The following is a 13,330-nucleotide window of genomic DNA, read 5'->3' on the forward strand; positions in this document are numbered from 1 at the left end:
AGGAGCGAGCGGTGCGGCGGTCCGACTTGCCCGCGAAGGGAGCGCCGCCGATTCGCAGCAGAAAAACTACAACCCACCCGTCGCCTGAAAACTCACGCCGATCACCGTCAACACCGACAACGGCAACAGCAGCGTATCAAGCAACGCGCTGGCCGGCAGATCGACACCCGGATAACTCGGCGCCTCTGCCCCAAAACGATCCATCGCACAGCAACCGCCATTCAGGGCGTACAAGTCCAGGCGCGTGCCCGCATACACCACCGGCGCCCCCGGTTTGGCAGCATCCAGCGTGCGTGCCGTGGCGCACCCCGCCAGTTGCAGCGCCAGCACAATCGTCAGCAGCTTATTCATCGCTGGTCAGATGGTGTTCGCCCCAACGCGGCAGCATGTCTTGTGGAATGTTCAGCAGGTTGAGAATCCGCGCCACCACAAAATCGATCAGGTCATCGATGGTCTGCGGCTGATGATAGAAGCCCGGCGACGCAGGCAAAATGGTCACGCCCATGTTCGACAACTTGAGCATGTGCTCCAGATGAATGCTCGAATATGGCGCTTCACGTGGCACCAGAATCAGCTGGCGACGCTCCTTCAGCGTGACATCGGCGGCGCGCTCGATCAGGTTGTTGCAGGCACCGGTGGCAATGGCCGACAGCGTACCGGTCGAACACGGCACGACCACCATCGCCGACGGCGCACCGGAGCCCGAGGCCACCGGTGACATCCAGTCTTCCTTGCCGTACACCCGAATCTGCCCGGCGGCAGCGCCGGTGTACTCGGTGAGGAAGGCCTGCATCATTTGGGTTTTCGGCGGCAGCGTGACGTCAGTCTCGGTGGCCATCACCAGTTGCGCAGCCTTGGAAATCAGGAAGTGCACCTCGCGGTCTTCGCGGATCAGGCAGTCCAGCAGGCGCAAACCGTACTGGGCGCCCGAAGCGCCGGTCATCGCCAGCGTGATGCGTTCCGGGCCGTTGTTCATTGCAGCGCCTCGGCGAGTTTGCCGTGCAGGCCGCCGAAGCCGCCGTTGCTCATGATCACCACGTGAGTGCCGGGCTGTGCCTGGCTCTTCACGCGCTCGATGATGCCTTCCAGCGATTCGCTGACAATCGACGGCACACTGCACAGCGCGGCGGTCGCGCCCAGATCCCAACCGAGGTTGGCCGGTGCGTACCAGATCACCTGATCGGCATCGACCACGCTTTCCGGCAAACCGTCGCGGTGCGCACCAAGTTTCATGGAGTTGGAACGCGGCTCGATGATGGCGATCAGCGGCGCGTCGCCGATGCGTTTGCGCAGACCGTCGAGGGTCGTGGCGATGGCCGTCGGGTGATGAGCAAAGTCGTCATAGATGGTAATGCCGCGAACCTCGGCGACCTTTTCCATCCGGCGCTTCACGCTTTTGAACGCGCTCAACGCGGCAATACCCATCGACGGCACAACACCGACATGCCGCGCGGCTGCCAGGGTGGCCAGTGCGTTGGCAACGTTATGCTGGCCGGTCATGTCCCACTCGACCACGCCTTGAGCGACGCCTTCGAACATCACTTCGAATTTCGAACCGTCTTCGCTCAGCAGTTTGACCTGCCACTGACCACCGGCGCCGGTGGTTTGCACCGGGGTCCAGCAGCCCATCTCGATCACGCGCTGCAATGCCGGCTCGGTGGTCGGATGGATCACCAGGCCTTCGCTCGGGATGGTCCGCACCAAATGGTGGAACTGCCGCTCGATGGCCGGCAGATCGGGGAAGATGTCAGCGTGATCGAACTCCAGGTTGTTCAGGATCGCCGTGCGCGGGCGGTAGTGAACGAACTTGGAGCGCTTGTCGAAGAACGCACTGTCGTACTCGTCGGCTTCGATCACGAAGAACGGTGTGCCGCCCAGACGCGCCGACACCGAGAAATTCTGCGGCACGCCGCCGATCAGGAAACCGGGGCTCATGCCCGCGTGTTCCAGCACCCAGGCCAGCATGCTGCTGGTGGTGGTTTTGCCGTGCGTACCGGCGACGGCCAGTACCCAGCGGCCTTGCAACACGTGATCGGCCAGCCATTGCGGACCGGAGACGTAAGGCAGGCCTTTGTTCAGTACGTATTCAACAGCCGGGTTGCCGCGGGACATGGCGTTGCCGATGACCACCAGATCCGGCGCCGGATCGAGCTGCGCGGGGTCATAACCTTGGGTCAGTTCAATGCCCTGCGCCTGGAGCTGAGTGCTCATCGGCGGATAGACGTTGGCATCGGAGCCGGTCACGTGATGGCCCAGCTCTTTGGCCAGAACCGCCATCGAACCCATGAAAGTGCCGCAGATACCAAGAATATGAATGTGCATTAGTCGACCTCGTAAAACATGGCCGCAGGTTAGCGTAGGGAGGCGAAAATCGCACCTTGTGTTTGTAGGAGCGAGGCTTGCCCGCGAATGCCATCACACGGTTCACCTGATGCACCGCGTTATCGTTCTTCGCGGGCAAGCCTCGCTCCTACGCCTATCGGGCGATGCCGTGTTTACGCAGCTTTCTATAGAGGGTGTTACGGCTGACACCCAACTGCTCGGCGGTATGGGTCATGTGCCAACGGGTTTGCTCAAGCGCATTCAGCAACGCCAGGCGCTCGGCATCATCCAGCGGATGTTCGCAAGGCGGTTCGACGGCAACAACCGGCACCGGCCTGGCTTGTCGAATCATCGCCGGCAAATCCTCCAGCCCGATCCGCCCGCCATCACACAACGCGGCCAAGGTGCGCAGCACGTTACGCAACTGCCGCACGTTCCCGGGCCAGGCGAAACCCAGCAACGCCTGGCGGGCGGGCTCATCAATCAGCACCGTTTCCCCGCCCGCCTCTTCCGCCAGCAGAAAGTCGAGCAACTGCGATTTGTCACTGCGGTCACGCAACGCCGGCAACGCAATCTCCAACCCATTGAGCCGGTAATACAAATCCTCGCGGAAGCTTCCGTCCTGCACCCGCTCCAGAAGATTACGGTGAGTCGCGCTGATGATCCGCACGTTGACCGCCTCCGGCTCGCCGCCAATCGGCACCACTTGCCGATCTTCCAGCACTCTTAATAGCCGGGTCTGCAACGCCAGCGGCATGTCGCCGATTTCATCGAGAAACAAGGTCCCGCCATCCGCCTGCTGCAACTTGCCGCGCATGCCTTCCTTGCGTGCGCCGGTAAAGCTGCCGCCGCGATAGCCGAACAACTCGCTCTCGATCAGGCTTTCCGGGATGGCCGCGCAGTTGAGCGCGACGAAGGCTTTTTCGGCCCGCTGACTGGCCTGATGCACCGCTTTGGCGAAGGCCTCCTTGCCGGACCCGGTTTCGCCGTTGATCAACAGCGGCACATCCCGTTCGAACACGCGCAGGGATTTGCGGAAGTCTTCCTGCAAACCCGCATCGCCCAGACAAATGCCCGACAGGCGCGCAGGTTCGGCAACGACCCGACTGGTCACTACCGGCACCGGAATGCTGCGCGGCTGACCGCGCAACACGGCAAACAGGGCACGCCCGTCACGTGCGCGCAACGGCCAACTGGCGCTGGCATTCACACTCGCACGGCCCAGCAACTCATCCAGCGAACAATCGAAAAACGCCTCGACCGGCTTGCCCAGCAGCCCGCCGCGAACATGCCCCAGCAGGTTCAGCGCGCTCTGGTTGACCGCGCTGATCCGACCTTCGCCGTCGAACGCCAGCAGCCCTTCGCTGAACAGCCCGACGGATTCCGCCTGCAGGTGAAAACGCAGCAACCATTGATTGTCGAAGTAACGCAGGAAATAGCAGCTCTCGATCATCTTCGCCGACAGATTGACCAGGGCCATGGTGTGGAACTGACTTTGCCGCGACACCTCGTGCCGCGCCGAGGACACGTCGAGCACCGCCAGCAGTTCGCCATGCGGATCGAACACCGGGCTCGCCGAGCAGGTCAGGCCAGTGTGACGACCACGAAAATGTTCGTCCTGGTGAATGGTCAGCGACTGACGCTCCACCAGGCAGGTGCCGATGCCGTTGGTGCCTTCGCAGGCTTCGCTCCAGTCGGCACCGAGCCAAAGGCCGGCGCGCTCAAAAATCTTCCGCTCGGCGGGTGCCGTCACACAATTGAGGATCACCCCGCGCGCATCCGTCAGCAGCACCGCATGACCGGCGCCGGACAGCTGCTGATGAAGACTGCTCATTTCATTGCCGGCGATGTGCAGCACTTGCTGCAAGCGTTCGCGGCTTTCGAGGACACGACCGTGCTCCAGCACCGTCGGCGCCATGGTCAGGGCCGGATCGAGGTGATAGTCCTCAAGACAACGCAGCCAGGAACGGGCAATGGACGGATCGCTGCCGGGACCGTGCAGGTGGGATTTCCCCTGGGTCACGGTCAGCACTTGCTGGGCATGGCGACTCAAATGGTTGTCGTGCATTTCTTATTATTCTCCCCATGCGATTTACGCCGACCCTGTAGGAGCGAGGCTTGCCCGCGAAAAACGATGACGCGGTTTGCCTGATGCACCGCGTTATCGTTCTTCGCGGGCAAGCCTCGCTCCTACAGGGAGGTTCGAGCATCCTCCAGCCTAGCCCGCATTGCAATGCTGGCAAGACCGGTCAGTCACAGCTTGTGCCACAAGCGGTACAAACTGTCACGGGGGCTGTACCGAAAGCGTCACAGCCGCCATCCATCCGTCCGACAAAAAACGCGCAAGGCCTTGATTTGCCTAGCTCACAGGGCAGTGGCCCGACCTTTGCTCTACGCTTATAGCAAGCGCACATGCGCCTCTCTAATAAGTACAAAAGCCAAGGAGAAAACACCATGCGTTACGCTCACCCCGGTACTGAAGGCGCTATCGTTTCGTTCAAAGCCAAATACGGTAACTACATCGGCGGCGAGTTCGTCGCGCCTGTCAAAGGTCAGTACTTCACCAATACCTCGCCAGTGAATGGCCAACCGATTGCCGAATTCCCGCGCTCCACGGCCGAAGACATCGACAAAGCCCTGGACGCTGCCCACGCCGCTGCCGATGCCTGGGGCGCCACGTCCGCCCAGGCGCGCTCGCTGGTGCTGCTGAAAATCGCCGACCGCATCGAGCAGAACCTGGAACTGCTGGCGATCACCGAATCCTGGGACAACGGCAAAGCCGTTCGCGAAACCCTCAACGCCGACATCCCGCTGGCCGCCGACCACTTCCGTTACTTCGCCGGTTGCATCCGTGCGCAGGAAGGCAGCGCTGCCGAGATCGACGGCAACACCGTGGCCTATCACATCCATGAACCGCTGGGCGTGGTCGGGCAGATCATCCCGTGGAACTTCCCGATCCTGATGGCCGCGTGGAAACTCGCCCCGGCGCTGGCGGCGGGCAACTGCGTGGTGCTCAAGCCAGCAGAACAAACGCCGCTGGGCATTACCGTGCTGGTCGAGCTGATCGGCGACCTGCTGCCACCGGGCGTGCTCAACATTGTGCAAGGCTTCGGCAAAGAAGCCGGCGAAGCGCTCGCCACCAGCAAACGCATCGCCAAGATCGCCTTCACTGGCTCGACCCCGGTCGGCTCGCACATCATGAAGTGCGCCGCCGAAAACATCATCCCGTCCACCGTGGAGCTGGGTGGCAAATCGCCGAACATCTTCTTCGAAGACATCATGAAAGCCGAACCGTCCTTCATCGAGAAAGCCGCTGAAGGCCTGGTGCTGGCGTTCTTCAACCAGGGCGAAGTCTGCACCTGCCCGTCCCGCGCGCTGGTTCAGGAATCGATCTACGACGACTTCATGAAAGAGGTGATGAAAAAAGTCCTGTCGATCAAACGCGGTGACCCGCTGGACACCGACACCATGGTCGGCGCCCAGGCGTCCGAGCAGCAATTCGACAAAATCCTTTCGTACCTGGAAATCGCCAAGGGCGAAGGCGCCGAGCTGCTGACCGGCGGCAAGGTGGAAAAACTCGAGGGCAGTCTGGCGACGGGTTATTACATCCAGCCAACCCTGCTCAAGGGCACCAACAAAATGCGTGTGTTCCAGGAAGAAATCTTTGGCCCGGTGGTGAGCATCACCACGTTCAAGGACGAAGCCGAAGCCCTGGCCATCGCCAACGACACCGAGTTCGGTCTCGGCGCCGGCCTCTGGACCCGCGACATCAACCGCGCCTATCGCATGGGCCGCGCCATCAAGGCCGGTCGCGTGTGGACCAACTGCTATCACCTGTACCCGGCGCACGCCGCGTTCGGTGGCTACAAAAAGTCCGGCGTCGGTCGTGAAACCCACAAAATGATGCTCGATCACTATCAGCAGACCAAAAACCTGCTGGTGAGCTACGACATCAATCCGTTGGGCTTCTTCTAACCCGGCGCGAAACCGCGTAACGGCCTTCGCGAGCAAGCTTCGCTCCTACAGGATCACGCCGTACCTGTAGGAGCGAGGCTTGCCCGCGAAGGCATCCTCAAACACACCACAAATCACTGCCCTGCCGCTCTGGCACGGGCTTTGCGTGCCCGCTCCACACCAAAAATCAGTTTCCGAAAGTCCAACAGATCAAACAATAAAAAAGACAGCGAGGACTTATGACTTCTTCCACACAGCTCAAACCCACACTCGGCACCCTGCACTTATGGGGCATTGCCGTCGGCCTAGTGATTTCCGGCGAGTACTTCGGCTGGAGTTACGGCTGGGGCACCGCAGGCACTCTGGGTTTCCTCGTCACCGCCCTGATGGTGGCGACGATGTACACCTGTTTCATCTTCAGTTTCACCGAACTGACTACCGCCATTCCCCACGCTGGCGGGCCCTTTGCCTACAGCCGACGGGCCTTCGGCGAGAAAGGCGGCTTGATTGCCGGCATTGCCACGCTGATTGAATTCGTCTTTGCGCCGCCGGCCATTGCCATGGCCATTGGCGCTTATCTGAACGTTCAATACCCGGAACTTGACCCCAAGATTGCCGCCGTTGGCGCCTATTTCGTGTTCATGACGCTCAACATCCTCGGCGTCAGCATCGCCGCCACGTTTGAACTGGTGGTGACCGTGCTGGCCGTCGCCGAGTTGCTGGTGTTCATGGGCGTGGTCGCGCCGGGCTTCAGTTTCAGCAATTTCGTGCTCAACGGCTGGTCGGGTTCGAACGAGTTCACCATTGCCTCAATCCCCGGCATCTTTGCGGCGATCCCGTTCGCGATCTGGTTTTTCCTCGCGATTGAAGGTGCGGCGATGGCGGCTGAAGAAGCCAAGGACCCGAAACGCACGATTCCCAAGGCGTACGTCAGCGGCATTCTGACGTTGGTGTTCCTCGCGATCGGCGTGATGGTGATGGCCGGCGGCGTGGGCGACTGGCGTCAATTGTCGAACATCAACGACCCGCTGCCTCAGGCGATGAAAGCCGTGGTCGGCAACAATTCGACCTGGATGCACATGCTGGTCTGGATCGGCCTGTTCGGGCTGGTGGCGAGTTTCCACGGGATCATTCTCGGTTACTCGCGTCAGTTCTTCGCCCTGGCCCGGGCCGGCTACCTGCCACGTTCGCTGGCCAAACTGTCACGTTTCCAGACCCCGCACCGAGCCATTCTGGCCGGCGGCGTGATCGGCATCGCGGCAATCTACAGCGACGGCCTGGTCAACCTGCAAGGCATGACGCTGACGGCAGCGATGATCACCATGTCGGTATTCGGTGCCATCGTGATGTACATCATCAGTATGCTGAGCCTGTTCAAGCTGCGTAAGACCGAGCCGAACCTGGAACGCAGCTTCCGCGCGCCGGGTTACCCGATCGTGCCGGGGATTGCGCTGTTTCTGGCCGTGGTGTGCCTGGTGGCGATGGCGTGGTTCAACCCGCTGATCGGCTGTGTGTTCCTCGGTTTCATGGCGGCCGGGTATTTGTATTTCCAACTGACCGCCAAGCAGCGCTTCGATGCGCCGGCGGATGCGATGCTCGAAGGCGCCTGAGTTGCACCGGCGCCGGGCCGTATGCCCGGCGCCTGCATTATTGAAGTGCACACCGCTCCCCCTGTGGGAGCCAGCCTGCTGGCGATTGCGGTCTGACAGTCAGCATAGATTTTGAATGACACACTGCAATCGCCAGCAGGCTGGCTCCCACAAGGGAATGTCAGGGTAATCAAGACTTCTACACATCAGGAGGACACCGTGGCCACATTTGCCCATTCCATCGGCGCCCAGACCTACCGCTTTGCCAGCCTCAAAGAGGTCATGGCCAAGGCCAGCCCGGCGCGTTCCGGGGATTTCCTGGCCGGCGTCGCCGCCCTTAACGATGGCGAGCGCGTCGCCGCGCAAATGGCCCTGGCTGATATCCCGTTGACTCACTTCCTGCAGGAAGTGCTGATTCCTTACGAGGCCGATGAAGTCACCCGACTGATCATCGACACTCACGACAAACAAGCCTTCGCCGTGGTCAGCCATCTCACCGTTGGCGGGTTTCGCGACTGGCTGCTCAGCGATGCCGCCGACGAACAGAGCCTGCGCGCCCTCGCCCCGGGCCTGACGCCGGAAATGGCCGCGGCCGTGTCAAAAATCATGCGCGTGCAGGACCTGGTGCTGGTCGCGCAGAAAATCCGCGTGATCACGCACTTTCGCGGCACCATGGGCCTGCGGGGACGCTTATCCACCCGCCTGCAACCCAACCACCCCACCGACGAACCGGCCGGTATCGCCGCGAGCATTCTCGACGGCCTGCTGTACGGCAACGGCGACGCGATGATCGGCATCAACCCGGCCACCGACAGCATTGCCTCGATTTGCGCGATGCTGGAAATGCTCGACGCGATCATCCAGCGCTACGAAATTCCTACACAAGCCTGCGTGCTGACCCACGTCACCACGTCCATCGAAGCGATCAATCGCGGCGTTCCGCTGGACCTGGTGTTCCAGTCGATCGCCGGCACCGAAGCGGCCAATGCCAGCTTCGGCATCAACCTGAACGTGTTGCAGGAAGGTTACGACGCCGGTTTGAGCCTGAATCGCGGCACGCTTGGGCAAAACCTGATGTATTTCGAGACCGGCCAGGGCAGCGCCCTGTCGGCCAACGCCCACCACGGCATCGATCAACAAACCTGCGAAACCCGCGCCTACGCGGTTGCCCGACATTTCAAACCGTTTTTGGTGAACACCGTCGTAGGATTTATCGGCCCGGAATACCTCTACAACGGCAAACAGATCATCCGTGCAGGCCTGGAAGACCACTTCTGCGGCAAATTGCTGGGCGTGCCGATGGGCTGCGACATCTGTTACACCAACCACGCCGAAGCCGACCAGGACGACATGGACACCCTGCTGACCCTGCTCGGCGTGGCCGGGATCAACTTCATCATGGGCATCCCCGGTTCCGACGACATCATGCTCAACTACCAGACCACTTCGTTCCACGACGCGCTCTACGCCCGACAAACCCTGGGCTTGAAACCGGCGCCGGAGTTCGAACAGTGGCTGGCCAAGATGGGCATTTTCACTCAGGCCGATGGCAAGATTCATTTCGGCGAGCGCCTGCCGACAGCCTTCCGCCAGGCGATGGGGCAACTGGGATGAGTGTCGAGATGGATAAACCGCCTGTTGATTCAGAAAATCCGTTGCTGGAACTGCGGCGCCTGACCCCGGCACGGATTGCCCTGGGCCGCACCGGCACCAGCATGCCGACCAGCGCACAGCTTGATTTTCAGTACGCCCACGCCCAGGCTCGGGACGCGGTGCACCTGCCCTTCGACCATGCCGGGCTCAGCGCGCAATTGGCTGAATGCGGATACGAAAGTGTGCTCCTGCACAGCGCCGCCACCAACCGCGACAGTTATTTGCAGCGCCCTGACTTGGGGCGGAAATTGAGCGATGAGTCCGCGCAAATCCTGCGCAACCATGCTTCAGCCTATCCCGGCGGCGTCGATCTGGTGATTGTCGTGGCCGATGGTTTGTCGGCACTGGCTGTGCACCGCCACACCGTGCCCTTCCTTTCGCGCATGCGAGAGCAGATCGAAGTCGATGGCTGGACGGTTTCACCGGTGATTCTGGTCGAACAAGGCCGGGTCGCGATAAGCGACGAAATCGGCGAGTTGCTGGGCGCAAAAATGGTGGTGATTCTGATTGGCGAACGCCCTGGCCTCAGCTCGCCAGACAGTCTGGGATTATATTTCACCTACAATCCAAAGGTCGGCCTGACGGATGCTTACCGCAACTGCATCTCCAATGTGCGACTGGAAGGCTTGAGTTATGGCATGGCGGCACACCGATTGCTGTATTTGATGCGCGAAGCCTGTCGGCGACAGTTGTCGGGGGTCAACCTGAAGGACGAAGCGCAGCTTCAGACGCTGGAGTCGGACGCAGGTGCAGACATGAAAGGTAATTTCCTACTGAGCCTGCCGGATGCCTGAACCGTTTCCGCATTGCGTTTCTGATTCAATTTCAGGCAGGATCGAAACACGGCTGCCCGAGTGAAGAACCGTTCGCCGTCAGAGCATGTGAAGACAGCCACTTGAAGACGAGACCTATCGATGCGGATTATTCAAGCGACCCTTGAACACCTGGACCTGCTGACCCCGTTGTTCGTCAAATATCGCGAGTTTTATGGTTCCCTGCCGTATCCGGACTCGTCCCGGGCGTTCCTCGAGAAACGCCTGCGTCGCAAGGAATCGGTGATCTACCTGGCCCTGGCCGATGACGACGACAAGAAGCTGATGGGTTTCTGTCAGCTGTACCCGAGCTTTTCGTCGCTTTCACTTAAACGCGTGTGGATCCTCAACGACATTTATGTCGCCGAAGACGCCCGCCGGCAGTTAGTGGCTGACAACCTGATGCGCACCGCGAAAAAAATGGCCAAGGAAACCAATGCCGTGCGCATGCGCGTTTCCACCAGCAGCGACAACAAAATCGCACAGAAAACCTACGAATCCATCGGATTCAAGGAAGACACAGAGTTCAAAAACTACGTGTTGCCGATCAGCGACGAGCTTTGATCCGCACCGTGCCCTCGTAGGAGCGAAGCTTGCTCGCGAAAGCGGTATGTCATTCAGCATATCCGCCGGATGCTCGACCGCTTTCGCGAGCAATCGAGCGTCGACCGGCTGCTCCTACAAAAAAAAGCAGACCGCGCCGCCGGTCTTGCGCGACACTCCTCGCTACAAACTCGACGCGCTTTTCACTTCTCAGCCCGTATAATGCCGACCTTTCCGGCTTGTAAGAAAAACTACACCCGTCTGTAGCCTTACGCGAAGTCATCCGCACAGGCCTGCCGAGTCGGGCCGTCACCACAGGTGCCCCCATGGATTTCAACCCGCTCGACCTTATCCTGCATCTCGATGTTTACCTCGACTTGCTGGTAAACAACTACGGGCCATGGATCTACGCCATCCTGTTTCTGGTGATCTTCTGCGAGACCGGCCTGGTGGTGATGCCTTTCCTGCCGGGCGATTCCCTTCTTTTCATCGCCGGTGCCGTGGCGGCCGGTGGCGGCATGGACCCGGTATTGCTCGGTGGCCTGCTGATGCTGGCGGCGATCCTCGGGGACAGCACCAACTACATCATCGGACGAACGGTGGGCGAGCGACTGTTCAGCAACCCGAACTCGAAAATTTTCCGCCGCGATTACCTGCAACAAACCCACGACTTCTATGACAAGCACGGCGGCAAAACCGTGACCCTGGCGCGCTTCCTGCCGATCATTCGCACCTTTGCACCGTTCGTCGCCGGCGTGGCGAAAATGCCTTACCCGCGTTTCTTCTTTTTCAGCGTCCTCGGCACCATCCTCTGGGTTGGCGGTTTGGTGACCCTCGGTTACTTCTTCGGCAACGTGCCGTTCATCAAGAAAAACCTCTCGCTGCTGGTAGTGGGCATCATTCTGCTGTCACTGGTGCCGATGATCATCGGCGTGATTCGCAGCCGCTTCGGCAGCGCCGCGTCCAAAGCCGAACCACACTGAACGATGTGGTCGCTCAGCGCCTGGCGTCGCCGGCGCATCCTGGCCAGGCACCCGATTGCCGACGATATGTGGCAGCGGGTGCGCCATCACCTGAGCTTTCTCGACGGCATCAGCGCGGCTGAAGACCAGTGGTTGCGCGAAGCCTGCGTACTGTTTCTCGACGACAAACACCTGACCGCCCTGCCCGGCGTCGAACTCCATCAGGAGCAGCGTTTGCTGCTCGCCGCCCAGGCGCAATTACCGTTGCTGAAGCTGGGCGATCTGAACTGGTATCAGGGTTTTCACGAAATCGTCCTCTACCCCGACGACTTCCTCAGCCCGCAGCGCCATCGCGACGCCAGTGGCGTTGAACACGAGTGGGACGGCGAACACAGCGGCGAAGCCTGGCAGCAAGGCCCCATCATCCTGGCCTGGCCCGGCGTGATGGCCAGTGGTGGCTGGGAAGGCTACAACCTGGTGATCCACGAACTCGCGCACAAGCTCGACATGCTCAACGGCGACGCCAACGGCCTGCCGCCGCTGCACGCCGACATGCGCGTCAGCGACTGGGCCAAGGTCATGCAAGAGGCCTACGACGACCTCGACGGGCAACTGGAGCGTAACCCGGACGCCGAAACTGCCATCGACCCCTACGCCGCGGAAAATCCCGCCGAGTTCTTCGCCGTCACCAGCGAATACTTCTTCAGCGCCCCGGATTTGCTGCATGAGGCTTATCCACAGGTGTATGAGCAGTTGAGGCTGTTTTACCGGCAGGATCCACTGGCGCGTCTGCGGCAACTTCTGGCCGAGAACCCTGTCTATCAGGCACACGACTAAGGTCTACACGACCTCTGATCCGTAGCGTGATCGGCGGAATATGCCTATAATCGCCGCCACTTTTTGGTCAATCCGGCCAAGTGTTTTTGGTCAACTAACGGGGGCACCGCCCAATGAGCTACAGCAAGATTCCGGCTGGCAAAGACCTGCCGAACGACATCTACGTCGCTATCGAGATTCCGGCCAACCACGCGCCGATCAAATACGAAATCGACAAAGACAGCGATTGCCTGTTCGTTGACCGTTTCATGGCCACCCCGATGTTCTACCCGGCCAACTACGGTTACATCCCGAACACCCTGGCTGACGACGGTGATCCCCTCGACGTGCTGGTCGTGACCCCTTACCCGGTTGCTCCAGGCTCCGTGATCCGCGCTCGTCCGGTCGGCATCCTGAACATGACCGACGACGGCGGCGGCGATGCCAAAGTCATCGCAGTCCCACACGACAAGCTGTCCCAGCTGTACGTCGACGTGAAGGAATACACCGACCTGCCAGCCCTGCTGATTCAGCAGATCGAGCACTTCTTCGCGAACTACAAAGATCTCGAAAAAGGCAAATGGGTGAAAATCGAAGGCTGGGCCGGTGCAGACGCCGCCCGCGAAGCGATCACCAAGTCGGTTGCTGCCTATAAAGGCTGAGACGCCACTGGCCTTGC

12 protein-coding genes are annotated in these 13,330 nt (G+C 60.6%); 8 read left to right on the top strand and 4 right to left on the bottom strand.

Annotated elements, in window-relative coordinates; all coding sequences use genetic code 11:
* Window positions 1-66: 66 nt before the first annotated feature.
* From K5R88_RS17335 to K5R88_RS17350, 4 genes are all read right to left on the bottom strand, one after another.
* Window positions 67-351 carry a YceK/YidQ family lipoprotein gene (locus tag K5R88_RS17335; protein ID WP_008035760.1) on the bottom strand — a complete coding sequence of 95 codons (285 nt, stop codon included), beginning with the start codon at window positions 349-351 and terminating at the stop codon, window positions 67-69.
* A complete protein-coding gene (ubiX, locus tag K5R88_RS17340; RefSeq protein ID WP_008035761.1) occupies window positions 344-976 on the bottom strand; it encodes a flavin prenyltransferase UbiX in 633 nt (210 codons plus the stop codon). The genes K5R88_RS17335 and ubiX overlap by 8 nt, the downstream gene beginning before the upstream one ends.
* A complete protein-coding gene (gene mpl / locus K5R88_RS17345) occupies window positions 973-2,322 on the bottom strand; it encodes a UDP-N-acetylmuramate:L-alanyl-gamma-D-glutamyl-meso-diaminopimelate ligase (RefSeq protein ID WP_226298107.1) in 1,350 nt (449 codons plus the stop codon). The genes ubiX and mpl overlap by 4 nt, the downstream gene beginning before the upstream one ends.
* Window positions 2,323-2,476: 154 nt before the next feature.
* Window positions 2,477-4,390: a sigma-54-dependent Fis family transcriptional regulator gene (locus K5R88_RS17350; protein ID WP_226298108.1), complete on the bottom strand. Its 1,914-nt coding sequence runs from the start codon at window positions 4,388-4,390 to the stop codon at window positions 2,477-2,479.
* 386 nt (window positions 4,391-4,776) lie between these two features.
* On the opposite strand from K5R88_RS17350, the gene exaC reads away from it, so the two are divergent.
* The 8 genes from exaC to ppa all read left to right on the top strand — a co-directional run bounded on the left by exaC (window position 4,777) and on the right by ppa (window position 13,313).
* Complete coding sequence (exaC, locus tag K5R88_RS17355) at window positions 4,777-6,297, top strand: acetaldehyde dehydrogenase ExaC (protein WP_008035766.1); 1,521 nt, start codon at window positions 4,777-4,779, stop codon at window positions 6,295-6,297.
* Window positions 6,298-6,515: 218 nt separating this feature from the next.
* Window positions 6,516-7,886 carry an ethanolamine permease gene (eat, locus tag K5R88_RS17360; protein WP_008035770.1) on the top strand — a complete coding sequence of 457 codons (1,371 nt, stop codon included), beginning with the start codon at window positions 6,516-6,518 and terminating at the stop codon, window positions 7,884-7,886.
* Between the two features lie 198 nt (window positions 7,887-8,084).
* Window positions 8,085-9,479, top strand: a complete 1,395-nt coding sequence (locus K5R88_RS17365) for an ethanolamine ammonia-lyase subunit EutB (protein ID WP_226298109.1) — start codon at window positions 8,085-8,087, stop codon at window positions 9,477-9,479.
* A gap of 8 nt (window positions 9,480-9,487) precedes the next feature.
* Window positions 9,488-10,312, top strand: coding sequence for an ethanolamine ammonia-lyase subunit EutC (gene eutC / locus K5R88_RS17370; protein ID WP_177318901.1), 825 nt, complete (start codon window positions 9,488-9,490; stop codon window positions 10,310-10,312).
* 120 nt (window positions 10,313-10,432) lie between these two features.
* Window positions 10,433-10,894, top strand: coding sequence for a GNAT family N-acetyltransferase (locus K5R88_RS17375; protein ID WP_008042983.1), 462 nt, complete (start codon window positions 10,433-10,435; stop codon window positions 10,892-10,894).
* 305 nt (window positions 10,895-11,199) lie between these two features.
* The gene (locus K5R88_RS17380) at window positions 11,200-11,856 is read left to right on the top strand and encodes a DedA family protein (protein ID WP_008042985.1); all 657 of its coding nucleotides are present in this window, start codon (window positions 11,200-11,202) and stop codon (window positions 11,854-11,856) included.
* Window positions 11,857-11,859: 3 nt separating this feature from the next.
* Window positions 11,860-12,672 carry a zinc-dependent peptidase gene (locus tag K5R88_RS17385; protein ID WP_223453268.1) on the top strand — a complete coding sequence of 271 codons (813 nt, stop codon included), beginning with the start codon at window positions 11,860-11,862 and terminating at the stop codon, window positions 12,670-12,672.
* A gap of 113 nt (window positions 12,673-12,785) precedes the next feature.
* Complete coding sequence (gene ppa, locus K5R88_RS17390) at window positions 12,786-13,313, top strand: inorganic diphosphatase (protein ID WP_007990564.1); 528 nt, start codon at window positions 12,786-12,788, stop codon at window positions 13,311-13,313.
* Window positions 13,314-13,330: the final 17 nt, after the last annotated feature.

The sequence above is a fragment of the Pseudomonas sp. MM213 genome (assembly GCF_020423045.1).
In the GTDB taxonomy this organism is placed as follows: Bacteria; Pseudomonadota; Gammaproteobacteria; order Pseudomonadales; family Pseudomonadaceae; genus Aquipseudomonas; species Aquipseudomonas migulae.

What these genes read in the sequence shown, in the direction of transcription:
- mpl (WP_226298107.1), bottom strand. Translation starts at nt 2,322, where the DNA reads ATGCACATTCATATTCTTGGTATCTGCGGCACTTTCATGGGTTCGATG.
- eat (WP_008035770.1), top strand. Translation starts at nt 6,516, where the DNA reads ATGACTTCTTCCACACAGCTCAAACCCACACTCGGCACCCTGCACTTA.
- K5R88_RS17380 (WP_008042985.1), top strand. Translation starts at nt 11,200, where the DNA reads ATGGATTTCAACCCGCTCGACCTTATCCTGCATCTCGATGTTTACCTC.
- K5R88_RS17335 (WP_008035760.1), bottom strand. Translation starts at nt 351, where the DNA reads ATGAATAAGCTGCTGACGATTGTGCTGGCGCTGCAACTGGCGGGGTGC.
- K5R88_RS17385 (WP_223453268.1), top strand. Translation starts at nt 11,860, where the DNA reads ATGTGGTCGCTCAGCGCCTGGCGTCGCCGGCGCATCCTGGCCAGGCAC.
- ubiX (WP_008035761.1), bottom strand. Translation starts at nt 976, where the DNA reads ATGAACAACGGCCCGGAACGCATCACGCTGGCGATGACCGGCGCTTCG.
- K5R88_RS17375 (WP_008042983.1), top strand. Translation starts at nt 10,433, where the DNA reads ATGCGGATTATTCAAGCGACCCTTGAACACCTGGACCTGCTGACCCCG.
- exaC (WP_008035766.1), top strand. Translation starts at nt 4,777, where the DNA reads ATGCGTTACGCTCACCCCGGTACTGAAGGCGCTATCGTTTCGTTCAAA.
- eutC (WP_177318901.1), top strand. Translation starts at nt 9,488, where the DNA reads ATGGATAAACCGCCTGTTGATTCAGAAAATCCGTTGCTGGAACTGCGG.
- K5R88_RS17350 (WP_226298108.1), bottom strand. Translation starts at nt 4,390, where the DNA reads ATGCACGACAACCATTTGAGTCGCCATGCCCAGCAAGTGCTGACCGTG.
- ppa (WP_007990564.1), top strand. Translation starts at nt 12,786, where the DNA reads ATGAGCTACAGCAAGATTCCGGCTGGCAAAGACCTGCCGAACGACATC.